Source organism: Sphingobacterium spiritivorum (genome assembly GCF_016725325.1).
In the GTDB taxonomy this organism is placed as follows: Bacteria; Bacteroidota; Bacteroidia; order Sphingobacteriales; family Sphingobacteriaceae; genus Sphingobacterium.
The window spans coordinates 1,480,233-1,500,530 of record NZ_CP068083.1 but is presented as its reverse complement, the minus strand read 5'-3'; the positions used below and the strand labels follow the sequence as shown (position 1 = coordinate 1,500,530).

The window sequence follows — 20,298 nt, the reverse complement described above, 5'->3', positions numbered from 1 at the left end:
GGGATATAGCCAGTTACAGTTTTTTAAGGAAACAGAACTACTAATTACGATATAATCAGATAACGGATAAAGTGACAATTACAGTTTATATTTTGTGTGTTAAAAGCTTTTAGCAACGCTGAAAAAGCGGATGCTAAAATAAGTACACTTTAACGACTTTTTTGTTTTATTATTGTCAGTTTTTGAGTGAAATTTTATTCGGGGATGTATTTTTAACCTCTCAGAATTTTTGTCAGGATCTTTGAATTGAAGAGTATCAGCGCTATGATAAGTAAGCCATATGCCCAGAATTTATGCGGATCGACCTGCTCTTTGAAATAGAATACGGCTAAGAAGAAAGCTATTATCGGATTGATATACAGCATGATGCCTACAGTTGATGACGATATTTTGTTGAGTGCAAACATGCTCAGATATAACGGAACAATCGTAAACAACAAGGCTATAATGAATGTTGTGTACCAGAATACGGGTGCTGTTGGCAGCGCATGCTGATTGAATAATAATTTAGGTACAACGATAACCATACACAACAGCAACTGTATGGCCAGAATATTTAATTTGTCAAATCCCTGTACTACTCTTTGTATGATCAGGTAGAAAGCGTATAATCCACCTATTGCAATTGACCATAATACTTCAATCAAGGAGCCTGTTGCCAACATGATGACACTGCATAACGCAAAGAACAGAGCTGTTTTTTTGATCAGACTTAATTCTTCCTTGAGAATAAAATGGGCAGCTGCAGTAGTAATGAGAGGGCATAACATGTATGCAAATGCGGCAGCCTGTATGCTGATATGATTAATGCAGTATATATAGGTATACCAGTTACCAAAGATGAACACAGAAGCCAGAATGGTGAGCCAAACATATTTCCGTTTATCTTTTTGGATCAGTTCTTTATAATGATAAATGTCTTCCTTTAATTTTTTTCTCCGGAATATCAGGATGAATATCCAAAGGATAAGCATAGCTGTCAATATGCGAAAATACAGGATATCTTCGGCGGGCCATCCACGTATCCAGCGAACAGGTATAGACATAAACCCCCATATAAAGGGGGCTAAAAAAGCCGCTAAGAAATACTTTCCGCGGCTTTCTGTAGTTTTTATTTCGTTATTCACTATGCTTTCCAGGCAATTACGGATATCTCTACATTTACATTTTTTGGTAACGTTGCTACTGCAACACATTCCCGGGCTGGCTGTGCATCTACAAAATACTGTGCATATATTTCATTGACAGTAGCAAAGTCACCCATATCTTTTAAAAAGATAGATGTTTTGACTACATCCTTAAAAGAATATCCTGCATGACTTAGAATAGCTTCCACATTTTTGAGTACCTGATGTGTTTCATCGCGGACACCTGATGTGATGAGTTCCATTGTCTCCGGAATCAAAGGAATCTGTCCGGATACATATAATGTTTTATCTGCTTTAATGGCTTGGTTGTAAGGTCCGATAGCTGCGGGAGCTTTTTCAGTGTTTAAAATAATTTTTTCTGACATGCGTTTAGCGTTTACTTAAAAAAGAAATGTTGGATAACCTTGAAAAGAATAGCCAGTACGAAGATCGTGATGGCTATAATATTGATATTTCGCATCAGTCTGATATTCGAATTGACAGGTTTTTCGCTGTCTTTTTTGTTAAAAGAATCCATTAAGCTAATTTACACACCTTCATTGACATTACCAATCCTTATCTTTATATCTCTCAAAATTCAGGCATCATGCATACAAAAACTGTAATTGTAAACGGGCGTATCTTTACAGGTACCGAAATATTATCTGACCGTATCATCGTATTGGAAAATGATAAGGTTTCTTCTATTATTCCTTCAGAGCAACTCCCGGCAGGAGCAAAGGTTATAGATGCAAAAGGAGGATTGGTGAGTGCGGGACTGATTGATCTTCAGATCTATGGCGCAGGTGACCAGCTGTTTTCCGCTGAGCTGACCAGTGATTCACTGGCTAAGATTGATGATACACTTCTGAAACAAGGCTGTACCTCCTACCTCTTGTGTCTGGCCACTAATACTATAGATGTATTCAAAACAGCTATTGCCATTGTAAATAAGTATGAACCACGAGTTGCATTAGGTCTTCATCTGGAAGGCCCGTTCCTGAATGCAAAAAAAAGAGGAGCACACCCGGAAGAGCTGATTATAAAAGCCACAACGGAAGAGATTACGCACTTATTGAATGATGATCATAAGGCTTTGGTTAAAATGATGACTGTGGCTCCTGAATTGCTGAGTTCCGACTGCCTGTCTCTTTTGCTGGACAGAGGTATTTTATTGAGTGCAGGACATAGCAATGCGACTTTTGAAGAGGCTACAGCAGGATTTGATAGAGGTATCCGGACGGCGACACACCTCTTCAATGCGATGTCAGCTTTCCATCATCGAGAAGCAGGGCTTCCAGGTGCTGTTTTCAATCATGCCCGGGCCTGTGCAAGTATTATTCTGGATGGTATTCATGTGAATTATGAAGCGGCAAAAGTGGCTAAAAGGCAAATGGGAGAACGTTTGTTTATGATTACGGATGCGGTTGCGAAATGTGATAAAGGAATCTATAAACATATACTGAATGTAGATCATTATGTGTTGCCGGACGGGACATTGTCCGGTTCTGCACTAACGATGTTGCAGGCGGTGAAAAATGCTGTATTGCAAGTTGAAATTCCTCTCGAAGAAGCTTTACGGATGGCCACATTGTATCCTGCAAATCTTATCGGTCGTACGGATCTGGGCAGGATCGAAGCTGGTGCAACAGCCAATATAATTGTGTTTGATGATTCATTCGGGCTTCAGCAGGTTGTTTTTGAGGGAGAGCTGATTGACATTAAAGGTTAGAAAACGGCAATAGCGGGGATTAGTTTTTCGTTTAATCTTAAAAGTGTAGTTTTGTCGTTTATTTTACGATTTATGAATAAGCCGTTAGTTTACGTTATAGTATTGAGTTTTATTTTTGTTGGTTTGAGCGGATGTTCTTCCAAGAAAAGAATGAAAAATCAAGTGTTGGTAGCTCCTTCTGTTGTTGTACAGGTTGATTCTGTGAAGGCAGTTACCCCGCAAATAGAAAAGCCACAAACCAAAGCGAAGGAAAAAGAAGAAGAGCTTAAGGTCGATTTGCCACAGGTACCACGTGAATTCAGGGCGGCCTGGGTCGCATCTGTTGCTAATATAAACTGGCCAAGTAAAAACAACCTCTCTACAGAGGAACAGAAGCAGGAAGCCATTTCCTTACTTGATTTTTTAAAATCAAATCGCTTTAATGCAGTTATCTTTCAGGTAAGACCTGCTGCAGATGCATTATATAAAAGTGATTATGAGCCTTGGTCTGTATTTCTGACAGGACAACAGGGGAAAGCTCCGTACCCTTACTATGATCCACTGGAATTCTGGGTCGAGGAAGCACACAAAAGAGGTCTGGAGCTTCATGTCTGGCTAAACCCTTATCGTGCGCATCACAGTGCAAGTGGTGTGGTCACGGAAGCATCTATGGTAAAGCGGATGCCTGAATCTGTGCTGAAACTGAAGCAGGGTTATTATTGGTTTGACCCCTCTAAAAAATCTACTCAGGATCATGCGTCACGTGTCGTTTTAGATATCGTAAAGCGTTATAATATCGATGGTGTGCACTTTGATGACTATTTCTATCCGTATGCAGAATATAACGGAGGACAGGATTTTCCGGATACTGAAAGTTGGAATGCTTATGTCAAATCCGGTGGTAAACTTACCCGTGCTGACTGGAGAAGAAACAGCGTAAATACATTTATTGAACGGATCTATAAGGAAATCAAAGCCGAAAAAGATCATGTAAGATTTGGAATCAGTCCTTTTGGTATCTGGAAGCCAGGGTATCCTGCTGGTATACAAGGATCAAGTCAGTATGATCAGTTATATGCGGATGCTAAGCTATGGCTCAATAAAGGATGGATCGATTATTTCGCACCACAGTTATACTGGCCTATTGAGCCTGCTAAGCAGAGTTTTACGACTTTATTGAAATGGTGGCAGAGTGAAAATACATTAGGACGTCATGTGTGGCCTGGTGTTAATACAGTCGGAAGGCGATCTGCAGATTATTCCAATGAGATTGTCCGTCAGATAGAGGCGACGCGTAAGGAAATTCCAAACAGTATCGGCGCCATTCACTGGAGTATTGCTGGGCTAACTAAAAATGCTGCTATGACCAGAGCGATTGCGGACGGACCCTATCGGACGGAGGCACTTGCTCCAAGAACACCCTGGCTAACTTCTTTCTATCTTTCAGCTCCTTTTGTAAGTGGCGATACGCATAAGCAGACTGTATTTGTCAAATGGTCGCACCCGCGAAAAGAGCAGGTAAGCAAATGGTTGGTATATACTAATTACGGAGGAGAGTGGAAATATGAGATTGTAGTGCCTTCTGTGCTGAGTAAGGAGTTTGCGCGTGAGGAAAACGGGAAAAAACTAAAAATGGTCATTGTAAAAGCAATAGATCCGTTAGAGAATGAAGGAGAAATGGGTGTCTATAAGGTGAAGTAATATTTGCGTATTCTTGCGTCTTGTTACGTGAATGCATTATTTTTATTTATAAAAATGGGTTTGAATTACTGTTCAAGCCCTTTTTTGTGTTTATTTTAAAATATTTTTCGAAATATCATGCATAATTATGCTATCTTCGGTAGAGATTATTAACCCTAGAAGAACCAAATTTTATAAACAAAAAGTAGACAGCTACCTCTCTGTTTTTTCAGAAATAGTGACCAGGTCATTAATCTGATCGGACTTAACCTAATAAAACTAACCTAATTTTAAATCATGAAAATAAAATTTCTCCTATTAATGCTGGGGGTTGTTTGGAATTGCGCTATACTCTTTGCGCAACAACAGACAGTGACCGGTAAAGTAACTGACGATGATGGAAAATCGTTACAGGGGGTTACTGTTATGGAAAAAGGCAAAAGTAACCAGGTAATTACTGATGGAAACGGTAATTATAAGATCTCAGTGTCTCCCCGGGCTACTCTTGTATATCGCTATGTCGGTATGAATACTATAGAGCAAGCTGTAGGTAATAAAACCAGCCTGAATGTGACCTTATCCAGCTCATCCTCATCAATTGATGAAGTCGTAGTGACAGCATATGGTATAGACAGAAGTAAAAAATCTTTAGGCTATTCAACTCCTGTAGTCAGTGGTGATGAGGTTTCAGAAACACAACGGGAGGCCTTTTTTAATGGTCTTCAGGGTCGTGTTCCGGGATTGTCTATCAATTCTACGAGTGGTGCACCCGGAGCCTCAGCTCAGATTGTGCTTCGTGGATTTGTGTCTGTATCCGGCGATAACAGCGCATTGATCGTTGTTGATGGAGTTCCTGTTGATAATTCTACTCTTAATGAAACAGATTTAGCATCAGGTTCTGCAAACAGAGCATTAGATTATTCCAATCGTGGAATGGACCTGAATCCGGAAGATATTGAATCTTATACCATTATGAAAGGTCCGGAGGCAACGGCTTTATTTGGAAGTCAGGGAGCTTCCGGAGCGATATTAATCACTACAAAAAAAGCAAAAGCAGGCAGAACAGCTGTAACATACAACTTCTCAGGTCGTATGGAAACAGTCAATAAATTTCCTGAAGTGCAGAACATATACGCCAAAGGAACAAATGGACTATATGATGGTACTTCACCGTATTCATTAGGACCTAAATATAAAGAAGGGGTTCAACTGTATGATAATATCAGAAGCTTCTTCAGAACAGGTTATAATCAGAAACATAATCTTTCTTTTGAAGGAGGAAATGAAGCATTTACATACAGATGGTCTAATGAATATAATGATAATACCGGTATTACACCTAACACACGATATACGCGTATTTCATCCAGACTTGCTGCCACAGCGAAGTTTGGAGAAAAGCTAAATATCAATACCTCTTTCAGTTATACGAATTCTGACAATGATAAGGCCAGAAAAGGTGCAGATGGCTACATGGTTACTTTATTACGATTCAATCCTATGGCTGATGTACGTCAGTGGATAGATGAAAAAGGAAACCGTGTCCTGCATTCAGGGACTATATACAGCGAATTTGATAACCCTTTCTGGGATGTTTACAGAAATACCTCATTTGATAAAGTGAATCGTATGATGGCCAATTCCAATATTATGTACAGACCTTCGAAATGGTTATCTATAAATGGTATTTTGGGCTTAGATTATTCTTTTACACATGGAGAGAGTGTGTATCATAATCAATCCTATTTAGGCTCAGGCTCAGAAGGCGATCCTACCGGCGGGCAGATCAGCGTATATGACCGGACTTCACGGATTCTGACAGGATCATTGACAGCAAGGTCAAGTCATAAGTTTGATGATTTTTCATTACAAGGTGTATTAGGAGCTTCTTTTAATGATTATGATTATGTCACCAATTCGCAGTATGGTAAAAAATTCTTTGATCAGGATTTTTACAGCATAAACAATACACTGCCTGAAACAAGATTATCCAAAAGTACCATTAATAATTACCGAAATGTAGGCTTTTTCGGACAGGCAGTACTTGGTTATAAAACCATATTATATCTGACATTGTCAGGCCGACTGGATGGTAGTTCGCGACTTATGCCTAATAATCCTTTCTTTGGTTACCCTTCCGGATCTATAGCTTTTAACTTCTCCGATATTAAAGGATTCCACGACATGTTCCCTTTTGTGGATGAAGGAAAGCTGAGATCTTCAGTGTCACTTACCGGAAAAGAACCTTGGCGTACGTATTATACTAAATCTTCTTTTGAAGGACAGTATTCTACCGGAGGAGGTTTTGCATACGGTGTTAATGGCGGTAATCTGGATCTGAAAGTAGAGCGTACAAGAGACTTTGAGACTGGAATCGAGTTCTCTTTGTTCAAGAAACGCGTTTCTTTTGATTTTACTTATTATACCCGTTTAAGTTCGGATCAGATTATTCTGCCGCGTCTCAGTTACGGAACCGGTTATATACTGAAGATGCTGAATGGCGGCGAGGTTAAAAATCACGGGATAGAAATTCAGACTATGGTCAGACCTATTGAGAAGCGTGATTTCAACTGGGATGTTACGTTCAATTTTACTAAAAACAGAGGGAAAGTACTTTCGCTGGCCGAAGAATTGCCCGAATTGTATGAATCTGATACCTGGGTGCTTTCAGGCTTACGTACTTCAGTACATCCCGGATATAGTATAGGTGCATTGAGTGGTACCCGATTCAAGAGAAATGCGAACGGAGATGTGCTGATTAATACAGCTACAGGACTTCCTGTAACAGGAGATGGTGTTTATTATCCGATCGGTGACCGTATTCCTGATTTTACTCTGGGTACGATTAATAAGTTCAGATATAAGAGTATTTCATTATCCTTCCTTTGGGATCTGCGGGTAGGAGGTGATGTGTTTAATGGTTTGGAAAACCGGATGTTCAATCTGGGTGTTTCAGCGAAAACACTTAACCGCGAAGAGCCTCGTGTTGTTCAGGGTGTTCTGCAGGATGGTTTAGAAGAGTCTGCCAATCCGACTATTAATAATATTGCCGTCACTCCATTTTACAATTCTAACTATTACTTTACGAATGTCGAACCGTCCATGTTTATCGAGCGGGACATCTATACTTTCCGTTTACGGGATATCTCTCTGGCTTATGAATTACCCAAAAGCCTTACCAGCAGAATTGGTAAAAACACCAGTATGAGTGTATTCTTTACAGGAACGGATCTGTTGCTGTTTACAAACTATACCGGATTGGATCCGGAAAGTAACCTGAATACACCAGGTGTAGGAGGTATAGGTGGATATGGTATTGACTATGGTAATATGGCGAAGCCGAGGGGATTTAACTTAGGATTGCGGTTAAAATTATAATTTTATGAAAAGTACAAAAATATTACTGGTGGTACTCATAGTGGGCTTGCTGACCAGTTGTAAAAAATATCTGGACATTAATGATAACCCGTCATTTCCACAGGATGCAAAAGCCGAACTGCTTCTGGCACCGATTGTCTATCAGATGGCTAATGGTTATTCTCAGGATGCACGTATTATAAACAAATTTACACAGGGTATAGTAGGAGGCAGTTCTGATTTTAACTCTCTGGTCTGGGAAAGACATGGCTATATTGGCGGGGTAAGTGACGTGGGTGGTGTCATGTGGCGGATGGTGTATTATAATCATGGACACAATCTGAGAGTGATGCTTGAAGATGCGATCAAAAATGAGAAATACGAGTATGCTGCAATTGGCTATGCGATCAAAGCATGGGGTTATCAGATGCTGACAGATTATCATGGTCCTGTAATTCTGGATGAAGCTTTACGCAATGATTTATTAAAATTCAAATATCAGGATCAGCCTGAAGTGTATGCTAAAGTGCGTCAATGGTGTGATTCTTCACTGTATTATATGACGTTGAAAAGTCCGCTTAATTATTCTGCCAATCTGAATTCTGCGTCAGGTGATAATCTGTACAGAGGGAATATGGATCGCTGGAAAAAATTTGTATATGGAATTCTGGCATTGCAATATAGCCACCTGGTTAATAAGCCTGAATTTTCTTCCCAATATGCTGATTCTGTAATCCATTATGTAGATCTTTCCTTTACTTCTGCAGCGGATGATGCTGGAGTGAAGTTTGGTGGGAAATCGCCGGAAACATCAAATATTTTCGGAACGGATGGAGGATATCTTAACTCTACATATTACAGTAAAGCGGGCTTGCCGATTTTACGGTACTTAACCGGAGGTGTAAGAGGGGATTTTGAGGAGGCTGCAAAGACTTCTTTGGATCCGCGATTGTCAAGAATGTTGAACTTTAGACTTCCCGATAGTACATTCATCGGAGGGACGCCCAATATTTCTAATTCGACTGTTCCTTCTGTAGTAGGTGCCGGAGGTAAATTTATCTTTAAGAATACGGTAGATTTTCCATTAATGACATATTCACAGCTACAGTTTGCCAAAGCGGAAGCTATGTTGATAAAAGGACAGCGGGACGGCGCATTTGCAGCCTATCGAAATGGAATAACGGCACATATGTCTTTTGTGAGTCGCTATGCTGTAGCGGAGGCTTCCGGAGAAAAAGACATTACAGCAACAGAAATCGGGATATATCTGGCAAGTACAGAGGTTGCACAAACTGCAGCTGAATTGACGATAGCTGACATTATGGGGCAAAAATATATTGCACAGTGGGGCTGGGGTTCACTGGAACAATGGTGCGACCTGAGAAAATACCATTATGATGCAACTGTTTTCAGACAGTATCAGCAAATAGATCCGTCTACATTGGTGTACAAGAAATATGGGTATCGTGTGCGCCCCCGCTACAATTCGGAATATGTATGGAATGCTGATGAGTTAGCTAAATGGGGTGGTTTAGAACCTGATTATATCACAAAGGAGTTATGGTTTTCAAAATCTACGGATTGAAATTTTTGAAGTTATGAAATCAATAAAACTAATTATATGCGTGCTTGGTCTCGTATCCCTGTTCGGCTGCGAGAAGTCGGTCAAGGATTATGGAAATCTGGAGTTCATGACCAACGATGACGCTATTGTCAAGATCAATATGGCGAGTGTATATCCGGACGACAGGTACATGTATGTCAAATTTAATGATCAGCGTGTAACGCCACTTATTCGTGCCCGTGAACCGTATCCGGGAGGAGGATGGAATACAAGAGGAGATTCTCGAGCGGATTTTCTAAGGATCAAATCCGGCAATGTAAATGTCAAACTGGGTCTCCCAAAGAAGAAGGATGATGGTACAGATTCGTTAATTCTTTATGAAACGAATATTATGCTGACGGCGGGCAAACGCTATACCCTCCATCTGGCGGATACGGCAGCAAATACCAAATCCCTTTTGACAGAAGAAGATTTCTCCGTACCGGACTCCTTATATGCACGCTACCGGTTTGTAAATCTGATGCCGAATGTGCCTGCAGTAGATCTGTATTATGGATTTTTCTCCACCACAGCTGCAGGGCAGGTTGCAACTCAGGATTCTCTGGTGGCGAGTAACATTAAGTTTATGGAGATGAGCGAATACTTTGTACTGAACAGAAGTGTCTCCAGAACCTGGAAGGTCAGACCTGCGGGGGCAGCAGTGACCAATGCTACTGTTATTGCGTTCTATGGTAATGCAGGTACGATTGTCAATCAGCGGACTTATACTGCATTTGCGTTAGGATATAACGGACAGACAAGTACTGCTATGAAGCCTTATCTTTCATTTTTTAACATACGATAAATGACTACGCTATGAAATCAAGTTTAAAATTTTTGTCATTGAGCGTTGAACATACGTTGACGTTTGTTGTGACTTCTGTGTTTATCGTTTCAGCATTTACATCTTGTAAGCAAAGGGATGACTGGCCTGTATTTGAGAATAAGGAAGTGATAGTAGAGAAAGATACTATTCCTCCTGATAATCAAATCGGTGCTTTGACCCAAAGTATTATTACGAATACTGATATTATCAAAACTTTTCGTCTGGATTCGACTACAACTGTTGCAGAGGGGATCGTTCATACGCACATCCGTTACCTCAATAGACTGAATCTCCCTGTCAGTATGCATGTTCTGGAAATAGATTTATCCAAACCTAAGCTTGCTGTTCAGGCACTCGGTCCATTTAATGAGGTGCTTTATGCTACTCAGATTTTACCTGAAATGGCAAAGTATAATGAATCGGGATCAGGAGGAAAAATGATGGTCGCCATTAACGGAGATGCCGTATTGACTTCCGGAACAACGGTGAATGCGCCATCGGGGTCGTATATACGCTATGGAAGGCAGATCAAAACGAATACCACTACTGCGACTGCTTTTACTATTCCGTATTTTGCTGTTACAAAGGCTGGAGTGCCGTTTATCGGAAACAGACCAAGTGCAACTTATCCTGCGGAAGCGGTAGATCTGAATACCATTTATCATTTAGTTTCCGGAACAAACTGGCTTGTTTTTAACAATAATCTGATAACATCTACGACCGCTACAGTATCTGCACGTACGGCAATAGGGATTAATGCGGATAAAAAAGTTATCTGCGTGGTGGTAGATGGAGGAGATGATGCCTTTTCTACAGGTATCACACTGAATGATCTGGGCGTAGTCATGAAAACTCTGGGATCCAGCAGAGCATTTTTTACAAATGGAGGGAATTTCTCTGCTATGGTAAAGAGGAAGGAAGATGCAAAAGGCCTGCGTTGGGATATGTTGAACAGGCCGGTTAATAAAACCGGATCTGCCACAGCGAACGGAATCGGATTTGTGCTGCGACCATAATAAGTTTAACGTTTATAGTATAGGCGGGCAGATATTCTGCCCGCTTTTTTTGTTAAGAACGCTGTTATGTTCTTGTTTTTGCGTTTTATTGCAGACTTTAAGGTTGAATTTGAGGTATAATTGTGTTATTTTGTCTCGAATTTAAATAAAAGAAGCAAAATAGTGCAGTTTTAGAAAATAAATTGCTAAAATTGTAAAGGACATTGTCCTGTTTATACTGACCAGACCATATTGCATGCTTATTATCTAAACTATTCTATTATTTATAAACCATAAACAAACTGTCAAACATGAAGAGAAAATTACTCTTATTATTTTTTTGGCTGATGCTCATTTCAGTCAATTTGATGGCGCAGCAGAAAACAATCTCCGGGAAGGTTACCAATTCTGCAGATGGGACGCCATTGTCCAGTGTGACTGTTCTTGTCAAAGGAAAGTCTGTCACAACAAAAACTGCTCCGGATGGTAGCTTTACAATTCAGGCAAATCCTGGAGATGTGTTGATCTTCCGTTCTATAGGATCGAAAGAAGTGCAGCAAACAGTCGGGGCCGGTAATACAGTCTCCGTATCTATGTCCGGCTCGGAAGAAGCTCTTGAAGAAGTAGTGGTAACGGCGATGGGGGTAAAGCAGGAAGTGAAGAGTTTAGGTTTTGCACTACAAAGTGTATCTCCAAAACAAATTACAGAGTCTAATCAAACCAACGTAGTTAATGCACTTCAGGGCAAAGTTGCAGGAGTTCAAGTAACAAATTCAGGAGGATCTCCCGGTGCTTCAGCAAATATTATGATCCGTGGCGGAACTTCTTTAAGCGGAAATAATCAGCCCTTATTTGTTGTGGATGGTATTCCGGTAGATAATACTACTCCGGTTTCTCAAGGTGGGTTAGCCGCAGGTGTAACTCCTGCTTCCAACAGGGCAATTGACATCAATCCCGAAGATATTCAAAGTGTAACGGTTTTGAAAGGACCTGCAGCTGCAGCTTTGTATGGAATAAGGGCAGCAAGTGGTGCTGTGGTTATTACGACTAAAAGAGGTGTGAGCGGTCAGGGAGGTATAACTTACTCTAATACGTTTTCTTTTGATAAAGCAAATAAGTTTCCTGAATTACAGTCGCTATATAAGCAAGGTGAAAAAGGTGTATTTAGTGCAGGTTCTTATCTTTCGTGGGGTCCGAAATTTAGTGAAGGTGAAAAGGTTTATGATAATATCCCCGATTTTTTCAAAACGGCTTTTACTCAAAATCATGATCTGTCTGTAAGTGGAGGGACCGATAGGTCAACTTTTTATGCATCTGCCTCGTTGTTTGATCAAGGAGGGATAGCTAAGAATACTGAGTTTAAAAGGAAGTCATTTAGGGTAAATGCAGATCACAAAATTAAAGATAATTTAAAAATAGGAGCTAATGTTAATTATGTTAAGACTGATCGGACTTACTTTTCACAAGGTAGCCAAAGTGGAATAATGGGAGCATTATTCTGGCCACGAAATGTCGATATGACAGATTACCTAAATCCAGATAATACACAAAAAGTACTAAGTGAGAATTCTGAGTCTGCATTTGATAATCCTTATTGGACAATTAACAGGAAACCGGTTTTTAATGATATTAACAGAGTTATAGGAATTGGTGAAGTGGTATATGATCCTTTATCATGGTTAAATATTACTTATAGACTTGGAACGGATTATTATGGGGAAAATTTCCAGAGTGTGACAAGTCCAAGTTCTCAAACAGGTCTTACCGGATATTTAGCGGAAGCTGCTACAACTAATCAAGTAACAACTTCAACTTTTTTAGCGAATGCGAAAAAATCATTTAATGACTTTAATATCAATTTTACATTAGGTCATAATGTTGAAGCAACTTACAGAAAGACTGTGACATCTACTGCAAGAAATTTTATTGATCCGGATTTTATTGGTATTAATAATACTCTCGCGAGTGATAGAACAGTTTCAAAAGGAATATCACGCAGAAGAATTGTAGGTGTTTTTGGAGATCTGAATTTGGACTGGAAAAACATAATTTATCTGAATTTCAGAGGAAGAAATGATTGGTCTTCCACATTGCCAAAAGCTGAAAACAGCTTTTTCTATCCTTCAATCAGTACCTCTATTATAGTAACTGATTTAATCAAGGAATTAAACGGAGATCAGTCAACAGGTTTTTTATCATTTGCTAAGTTGAGAGGGGCGTGGGCTCAAGTAGGAAAAGATGCTCCATCTCACGTATTGCAAACAACATTAGGCACATATATCAATGATTTTACCATTAACCCAAGAGGCTTTATTACAAATATTACAGACTATTTTGGAAATCCAAACCTGAAGCCTGAATTTACAAATTCCTATGAGGTAGGAGCGGATTTGAAATTCTGGAACAATCGCCTTGGGTTAGATCTTACTTGGTATAAGACGTTGACAGATGATCAGATACTAGGCACAAGAACTCCTCCTTCTTCAGGCTCTTTTCTTGCTTACTTGAACGGAGGATCTATTGAAAATAAGGGATACGAAGCAATTCTGAATTTTCAGGCTGTTAGAAAACAGGATTTTAACTGGAGTATAGATGTGAATTTCAGTGCTAATAAGGCAACAGTAAAGGATCTGCCAGGAAAACTGGACAGAGTTGAAATTTCCGACTCTTGGATTGCTAATTCAATTGCGCAGGGAGCCGCCTTTTTAAATGGAACTCTTTTCGGAATAAATGGACAAACCTGGAAAACGAATGCGGATGGACAGTTGTTGCTGACTGAGACAGGTCTGCCTCAGGTTGTGTCAACTATGTCTCAGATCGGAGACAGAAATCCGGATTGGATAGGCGGAATCACAAATACATTTAAGTATAAGAACTGGGGAATGTCGTTTATGTGGGATATAAGAAAAGGAGGAGATGTGTTTAATGCAACATCTTATATGTTGGTCCGCCAAGGGCTTAGTCCTTTAACAGCGGATCGGGGAACTACAGTTTTACCCGGTATAGTTGAGAAAACAGGAGCGGCTAATACCAGTTCTATTAATTTGGATCAGGATTTTTATCAGACATACTACGCAGCTAGAGGCTCTAATTTTGTAGAAGATGGATCTTGGGTACGTTTAAGATACGCCAGTCTGACTTATAGTTTGCCTTCAAATGTGGCTAAGAGCTTGAAGTTATCTAATTTACAATTTACATTAACCGGCCGAAATTTATTGTTATTTACGGATTATTCAGGTGTTGATCCGGAAGTCTCAGGAAGCGGTGCTGGTGTTGGTGGGTCCGGCTCTTTTGGATTTGATAACTTAGGTGTTCCAGCAACAAGAGGATTTGATTTTGGTTTGAAACTAACTTTTTAACTCAAACGATGATGAAAAGAAAATTTAAAAATTACGGCATATATTTGATGGTTACATTAGGTGTTTCAATGACCTCTTGTACAAAGTATCTCGATGTTAATGAAGATCCTAATAATCCCTCAAAGGTTGAAGCAGCAAGTCGTGTGGCCGGGGCAATTACAACTTCTAGCGGAGCGGCCCAATGGAGGGGAACGAGGGAAATTGCAGCAGTGATGCAATATACCGGACTCCAGACAATTAACTCGGGAGGATATGCAGCAAGCAATTGGCGCTTTACTTCTGGGTACTTTTTGTGGCAAAATGCGTATGTTAATACAATGCCAAACTGTGTAGATATTATTAATCTGGCAACGGAAGAAGGTAATCCTCATCTTATTGGTGTTGGAAAGACATTGTTGGCACTTAATTTTGGACTTTTGACAAGTCAGTACGGTAATATCGTTGTAGATGATTATTATACGGGAAAAGATCAGTTGGTTTTAGAGCCAAAATTTAATGACCAGAAGACTGTCTATGAGCGGATCCAGAAATTGTTGGACGAGGCTATTGAAGCATTCAACTCTACAGCATCTCAACGAGGTATTAACGCAAAGAAAGGCGACTTACTTTATCAGGGTGATGTAGAGAAATGGAAGAGATTTGCTTGGTCATTGAAAGCTCGTTATATGAACCATTTATCAAAGAAAAGTGGTATATATAATTCTGCAAAAATCATTGAGGCATGTCAGAATGGTTTTAATGGAGACGGAATGGATGCTGAATTCCCTTATTTAGCAGGAGGATTGTTAATTGATGAAAATCCGTGGTCAAGCTGGGGTGGTTTTGAAAGTGTTGCAAACCCTCGTTACTTTTCTTGGTCTCAGTTTTTTGTAAATATGTTAACTTCTTTTCCTGTTACAAATACAAGTTATGAAGATCCACGGATAAGTAAAATCATGGTTGGAGCGGCATCTGATGGAAAGTATAGAGGTCCTGGTGCAGGGGCTTTCATTGCAAATGGACAAGGAACTCTCGCAAATGGGAATCCTGGAGACGCTACAAAAACTGCTCCTGATGACTATGGTAGATTTAGTAAGAGTGGTTATTATACTAAGACGGAGTCACCATTTGGTTTTATAACTTACTCTGAAGTCAAGTTTATAGAGGCAGAGGCTAAGTTAAGATCAGGAGATGCTGCTGGTGCATTAATTGCATATGAAGAAGGTGTAAAATCCAATATGCGAAAACTTGGAGTAACACAGGCAGGCATCAATGCATATTGGACTGCTCAACAGGCTGACGGATTGAGTACGCATTTTAACTCTTTAAATGGAGGGTTGAGTCATATTCTTCGACAAAAGTATATTTCATTGTGTCTCAACCCAGAGACATGGGTTGATATGCGTCGTATGGACTATGCTTCAACTATATACGGACCAAGTTTGAAAAGACCAGCTAATTTGAATACAACAATATTTGAAGCGGGTAATCCTAATCAGTGGATTCAGGCAATGGTTTATGAGAGTAATGAACAGAACCGTAATCCGGATAATGTGGGCGATAATTCAGAGAAATATCGACTTACTACTCCATTATGGTTTAATGTTGCAGAATAATGAAAGGCCTGTCATTTGACAGGCTTTTTGTATATTAGAATCGAATATGAAAAATATAGTATTGACCATATATCTGTTTATGTGTTGTCTGTGTGTTAAGGCACAAGATTTAAAAATCATTCAAAAGCCAATAACATGGAATGCCGAGCGGGAACAATTATCGCTGGAATACCTGAAAGTACGGCATGGTTTAGATCAGAAAAAAGCTATTATAAAACCTCAGATTGTAGTTGTTCACTGGACTGCAAATAACAGCGTAAAATCTACTTTTAATGCTTTTAATCCGGTGCAATTGCCGGGAAGGCCAGAGCTTACGAAAGCCAGCAAACTTAATGTTTCTTCGCAGTACGTCATTGACCGGGATGGTACGATCTATCAGTTCTTACCGGATACCGTATTTGCGAGGCATACTATAGGTCTTAATTATTGCGCCATTGGTATCGAAAACATAGGAAGTGAGAAAAATCCGTTAACAGATGCACAACTGAAGGCCAATACACAACTTATTGATCAGTTATCGGAAAAGTATCCCATTGAACTCGTCATTGGCCATCTCGAATATAAGCAGTTCAAGAAAACCAAATGGTGGAAAGAAACGGACCCCAATTATATCACCGGAAAATCAGATCCCGGCTTGGATTTTATGAAAAGACTGCGTTCAGGATTGAAAAATACATCCCTTAGAAAGCTTTCCTTTTAAGCTCAACTGTTACTGTAACACAAAAATTACCTAAAAGTGTCTAAATGACACTTTTTTTGTTTTCTCTTCTTTCCTTTTTTGATTCAAATAATAAGATTTTAAACACGTTAATGCGGTTTTGTGCGCACTTTCAATAGTGCGCTATTTCACTTTAAAGACACTTTTAATTCTATTCTTTGCAGGTTTTAACGTGTTTTAGTTGATTGTTTTATTTTCTAAACTCAAAATCTTTATTATTTTTATCACGTTTTGCCAATTAACCGACATGAAAACGCAAAACCAATTTAACAACTACTAAAGAATAAACTAATTTTTTCACTATGAGAAAACATCTACTATTGCTGTTGGCAATGCTAGTGTGCCTTTTGGATGTGGTAACTGCTCAGGAACTAACAATTTCTGGAGTGGTCACATCACAGGAGGATGGAAAACCTATTTTGGGCGCTTCAATTAAAGTTGTGGGTACTGCCATTGGAGCAGTGACCGATGCAAGTGGTAATTATAAGATCAAGGCTGCTAAAGGGCAGACTCTTTCTTTTAGTTACATTGGGATGTTGGCTGCCACACGTGTGGTAGGTGAATCGTCTGTAATAGACATTACTTTGTCGCCTGACATGAAAGGTCTGGATGAGGTGGTGGTCACAGCAATGGGAATTGAGCGTAATAAAAAGAGCCTTACCTATTCCGTGCAGACTGTAAAAGGAGACGATCTCCGGGATGCCAATCAATCGAATGTCCTGAATGCATTACAAGGGCAGATCGCAGGAGCGCAGATTTCATCTTCCGGAGGTTCGCCGGGACTGCCGACAGAAATTATTCTCCGGGGATCGAGTACACTGACGGGGGACAACCAGCCACTGATGATCGTGGATGGTATCCGTGTGAGTAATTCTTCTGCTAATGGAACGGTCAACCGGATTGCGGACTTTAATCCTGCTGATATTGAGGATATCTCCATATTAAAAGGAGCGGCTGCGGCAGCACTCTATGGTATTGATGCCGCTTCCGGTGCAATCATTATTACAACTAAAAAAGGTAAAGCCGGAGCGATGCAGATCAATGGATCGTACAAGGCATTTGTCGAGACCATGGGACGTACACCTCGTCAGCAAGGTATTTATACTACCGGAACAGGAGGAGTATACGATGAAACCTCAGGAAGTTCATGGGGTCGGAAATTCAGATATGATGAGACTGTGTACAATAATATAGATCGTTTCTTTCAAACGGCTGTAACGCATGATGTCAATCTGAACGTCAATGGAGGTAGTGAGAAATTAAATTACTACATGTCCGGAGGATACCGCAATGCAGGATCCATGGTGCCTAATACAGAGCAGGAGAAAATCAACTTCCTGTTAAAAGGAACAGCTAAATTAAGTTCAAAACTGGAACTGACCACTTCTGCAAATTACATTAAAAACAATATTCAGGAAGGTCTTGGAGGAGTAAACTCAGGAGGATGGATTAATAGTATTCTGACTTATCCACTCAGATACGATATTCTTTCGTATCAGAAACCCAATGGAGAACCCTTGTATTCGTATATTGAGGCAGAGGATGATGGACGTAATGCAATGATCTCACCTATGTGGGGTGTTATGCGTAATCCGCGAAACAACGACGTGGAACGTTTTGTGGTCAATGGAAGAATTGATTACAAAGTCGCAGACTGGGTGAGACTTTCGTATCAGCTGGGACAGGATTTTACAGCATCCAAGTACCGTATTATCACCACGCCGGGAACTCCGGGGACTTATTTTGATGGCCGGGTTTCAGAATCCAACACGAATACAAAGTATACAACATCGATATTCAATGCCACATTTGACCGTAAATTCTATAACGATTTCCGTGCAACGTTGATCTTGGGAGGAACAAGTGATTACTTTGATAGTAAAGGCGTTGGTTATATGGGTGAAAGTCTGCTCGTAAAGGATATCTTCTCTCCGAATGTGGTGGAGCGTGAAAACCTTAGCCTTACAGATACATGGTCCAGACGTCAGCGCTATGCAATCTATGGGGATTTCAAATTGGAGTACAAAAACATCGTTTCTGTTGGGGTAACGGGACGTAATGACTGGTCTTCTACTTTGCCTAAAAATGCACGTTCATTCTATTCGCCATCCTACTCCGGTAGTTTTAGCTATAGCGAACTGTTTGATCATGATTCCTGGTTTGGTAAGTTACGTGTGAGTTATGCCAAAGTAGGTAAGGATGCACCTATTTACCGTACCAATACCAATCTGGTGCAGGCGCAGACACAGGGAGGTGGATTCGTGACCAGTGCTACAGGAGGTAATCCGGATCTGAGACCGGAGAAAACCAGTGAGTTTGAGATCGGATCAGAATTAAGTTTGTTTAAAAACCGACTGAATCTGGATTTAACCTACTATGAACGTAAGAGTATTGATATGATTATGACTCCTCGGGTACCTCTGCCTTCGGGATATGTCATTATGACTTTCAATGCAGGTTCACTGCGTAATCGTGGAATCGAAGCTTCCCTTAGCGGAACACCAATTAAGAAAGATGATTTTACGTGGTCATCAACACTAAACGCATGGCGTAATACTTCAAAAATGCTAGAATTTGCGGGAGATATTGTGACATTCAAATATACGAATGCACAGCTTACTGCCGGTACAGCCGCAACAACGCTTAATGATGCTGTGTTGGGAATTGTGGGTACTGACTATAAAAGAACAGATGAAGGATATGTTGTTGTAAATGCAGATGGTTACCCGATCATTGATTCTAAAGAAAAGTATATCGGAAACCGTGAGCCTGAATTTAATATCGGCTGGATGAACAAGTTTCGGTATAAAGATATCAGCCTTTCTTTTTTATGGGATTTCAGATTCGGAGGAGATATTCTGAATGCCAGTCGTCAGCGTATGATGTCTGTAGGTACAGCATATGATATCGGAGAATGGAGGGATAAAGAATTTGTGTTCAATGGTGTTGTGCAGCAAAATGACGGAACGTACATCAAGAACGAGAAATCAGTGGTGATGGATTACAGTTACTTTGCAAATAACTACTATCAGGTAGGAACAAACTTTGTTGAAAAGGTAAACTGGGCTCGTGTGCGCTATATCACATTAAGCTATGCGTTGCCGAAGATATGGTCCAAACGATTGGGTGTAAATAACCTGAGTCTGGAGTTGTCTGCGCAGAATCCTTTCGTTATTACTAATTATTCGGGAGGAGATCCGGAGGTAAACAGTGCCGGACCAAATGCTGGTGGCTCCGGAGCCAGTACGATGGGAGTAGATAATGGCGCTATTCCATTGCCTAAATCCTACTCTTTTGGTTTTAATATTTCTTTATAAGCATCGGATC

General features: G+C 40.1%; 13 protein-coding genes. 10 read left to right on the top strand and 3 right to left on the bottom strand.

The genetic code is table 11. The features are described 5' to 3' along the window. Positions 1 to 212: 212 nt before the first annotated feature. The 3 genes from I6J02_RS06060 to I6J02_RS06050 are packed head-to-tail and all read right to left on the bottom strand — an operon-like array spanning position 213 to position 1,665. Positions 213 to 1,127: an EamA family transporter gene (locus I6J02_RS06060; protein WP_201680890.1), complete on the bottom strand. Its 915-nt coding sequence runs from the start codon at positions 1,125 to 1,127 to the stop codon at positions 213 to 215. Further along, positions 1,127 to 1,513 (bottom strand): RidA family protein, encoded by a 387-nt coding sequence (locus I6J02_RS06055; protein ID WP_003000090.1) that lies wholly within the window; start codon positions 1,511 to 1,513, stop codon positions 1,127 to 1,129. Before I6J02_RS06055 ends, I6J02_RS06060 begins: the two co-directional genes overlap by 1 nt. An 11-nt stretch (positions 1,514 to 1,524) precedes the next feature. Continuing rightward, the gene (locus I6J02_RS06050; protein ID WP_003000088.1) at positions 1,525 to 1,665 is read right to left on the bottom strand and encodes a DUF6728 family protein; all 141 of its coding nucleotides are present in this window, start codon (positions 1,663 to 1,665) and stop codon (positions 1,525 to 1,527) included. 69 nt (positions 1,666 to 1,734) lie between these two features. On the opposite strand from I6J02_RS06050, the gene nagA reads away from it, so the two are divergent. The 10 genes from nagA to I6J02_RS06000 all read left to right on the top strand — a co-directional run bounded on the left by nagA (position 1,735) and on the right by I6J02_RS06000 (position 20,288). Next, positions 1,735 to 2,859 carry an N-acetylglucosamine-6-phosphate deacetylase gene (nagA, locus tag I6J02_RS06045; protein ID WP_201680889.1) on the top strand — a complete coding sequence of 375 codons (1,125 nt, stop codon included), beginning with the start codon at positions 1,735 to 1,737 and terminating at the stop codon, positions 2,857 to 2,859. Between the two features lie 150 nt (positions 2,860 to 3,009). After that, the gene (locus I6J02_RS06040) at positions 3,010 to 4,539 is read left to right on the top strand and encodes a glycoside hydrolase family 10 protein (protein WP_201680888.1); all 1,530 of its coding nucleotides are present in this window, start codon (positions 3,010 to 3,012) and stop codon (positions 4,537 to 4,539) included. Between the two features lie 276 nt (positions 4,540 to 4,815). After that, positions 4,816 to 7,896, top strand: coding sequence for a SusC/RagA family TonB-linked outer membrane protein (locus tag I6J02_RS06035; RefSeq protein ID WP_201680887.1), 3,081 nt, complete (start codon positions 4,816 to 4,818; stop codon positions 7,894 to 7,896). Between the two features lie 4 nt (positions 7,897 to 7,900). Continuing rightward, entirely contained in the window at positions 7,901 to 9,460 is a 1,560-nt protein-coding gene (locus I6J02_RS06030) for a SusD/RagB family nutrient-binding outer membrane lipoprotein (protein ID WP_201680886.1), read from the top strand. 13 nt (positions 9,461 to 9,473) lie between these two features. Continuing rightward, a complete protein-coding gene (locus I6J02_RS06025) occupies positions 9,474 to 10,283 on the top strand; it encodes a DUF4397 domain-containing protein (RefSeq protein ID WP_236582320.1) in 810 nt (269 codons plus the stop codon). An 11-nt stretch (positions 10,284 to 10,294) separates the two neighbouring features. Then, positions 10,295 to 11,320: a phosphodiester glycosidase family protein gene (locus I6J02_RS06020; RefSeq protein WP_201680885.1), complete on the top strand. Its 1,026-nt coding sequence runs from the start codon at positions 10,295 to 10,297 to the stop codon at positions 11,318 to 11,320. A gap of 290 nt (positions 11,321 to 11,610) precedes the next feature. Then, a complete protein-coding gene (locus I6J02_RS06015) occupies positions 11,611 to 14,658 on the top strand; it encodes a SusC/RagA family TonB-linked outer membrane protein (RefSeq protein ID WP_201680884.1) in 3,048 nt (1,015 codons plus the stop codon). 8 nt (positions 14,659 to 14,666) lie between these two features. Next, positions 14,667 to 16,253: a SusD/RagB family nutrient-binding outer membrane lipoprotein gene (locus I6J02_RS06010; RefSeq protein ID WP_201680883.1), complete on the top strand. Its 1,587-nt coding sequence runs from the start codon at positions 14,667 to 14,669 to the stop codon at positions 16,251 to 16,253. Between the two features lie 46 nt (positions 16,254 to 16,299). Continuing rightward, entirely contained in the window at positions 16,300 to 16,953 is a 654-nt protein-coding gene (locus tag I6J02_RS06005) for an N-acetylmuramoyl-L-alanine amidase (RefSeq protein WP_236582319.1), read from the top strand. Positions 16,954 to 17,273: 320 nt separating this feature from the next. Continuing rightward, on the top strand, positions 17,274 to 20,288 hold the full coding sequence (locus I6J02_RS06000; RefSeq protein WP_201680882.1) for a SusC/RagA family TonB-linked outer membrane protein: 3,015 nt from the start codon (positions 17,274 to 17,276) through the stop codon (positions 20,286 to 20,288). The last annotated feature ends 10 nt before the right edge of the window (positions 20,289 to 20,298 follow it).

What these genes read in the sequence shown, in the direction of transcription:
- I6J02_RS06055 (WP_003000090.1), bottom strand. Translation starts at nt 1,513, where the DNA reads ATGTCAGAAAAAATTATTTTAAACACTGAAAAAGCTCCCGCAGCTATC.
- I6J02_RS06050 (WP_003000088.1), bottom strand. Translation starts at nt 1,665, where the DNA reads ATGGATTCTTTTAACAAAAAAGACAGCGAAAAACCTGTCAATTCGAAT.
- I6J02_RS06025 (WP_236582320.1), top strand. Translation starts at nt 9,474, where the DNA reads ATGAAATCAATAAAACTAATTATATGCGTGCTTGGTCTCGTATCCCTG.
- I6J02_RS06010 (WP_201680883.1), top strand. Translation starts at nt 14,667, where the DNA reads ATGATGAAAAGAAAATTTAAAAATTACGGCATATATTTGATGGTTACA.
- I6J02_RS06040 (WP_201680888.1), top strand. Translation starts at nt 3,010, where the DNA reads ATGAAAAATCAAGTGTTGGTAGCTCCTTCTGTTGTTGTACAGGTTGAT.
- I6J02_RS06035 (WP_201680887.1), top strand. Translation starts at nt 4,816, where the DNA reads ATGAAAATAAAATTTCTCCTATTAATGCTGGGGGTTGTTTGGAATTGC.
- I6J02_RS06015 (WP_201680884.1), top strand. Translation starts at nt 11,611, where the DNA reads ATGAAGAGAAAATTACTCTTATTATTTTTTTGGCTGATGCTCATTTCA.
- nagA (WP_201680889.1), top strand. Translation starts at nt 1,735, where the DNA reads ATGCATACAAAAACTGTAATTGTAAACGGGCGTATCTTTACAGGTACC.
- I6J02_RS06030 (WP_201680886.1), top strand. Translation starts at nt 7,901, where the DNA reads ATGAAAAGTACAAAAATATTACTGGTGGTACTCATAGTGGGCTTGCTG.
- I6J02_RS06000 (WP_201680882.1), top strand. Translation starts at nt 17,274, where the DNA reads ATGAGAAAACATCTACTATTGCTGTTGGCAATGCTAGTGTGCCTTTTG.
- I6J02_RS06020 (WP_201680885.1), top strand. Translation starts at nt 10,295, where the DNA reads ATGAAATCAAGTTTAAAATTTTTGTCATTGAGCGTTGAACATACGTTG.
- I6J02_RS06005 (WP_236582319.1), top strand. Translation starts at nt 16,300, where the DNA reads ATGAAAAATATAGTATTGACCATATATCTGTTTATGTGTTGTCTGTGT.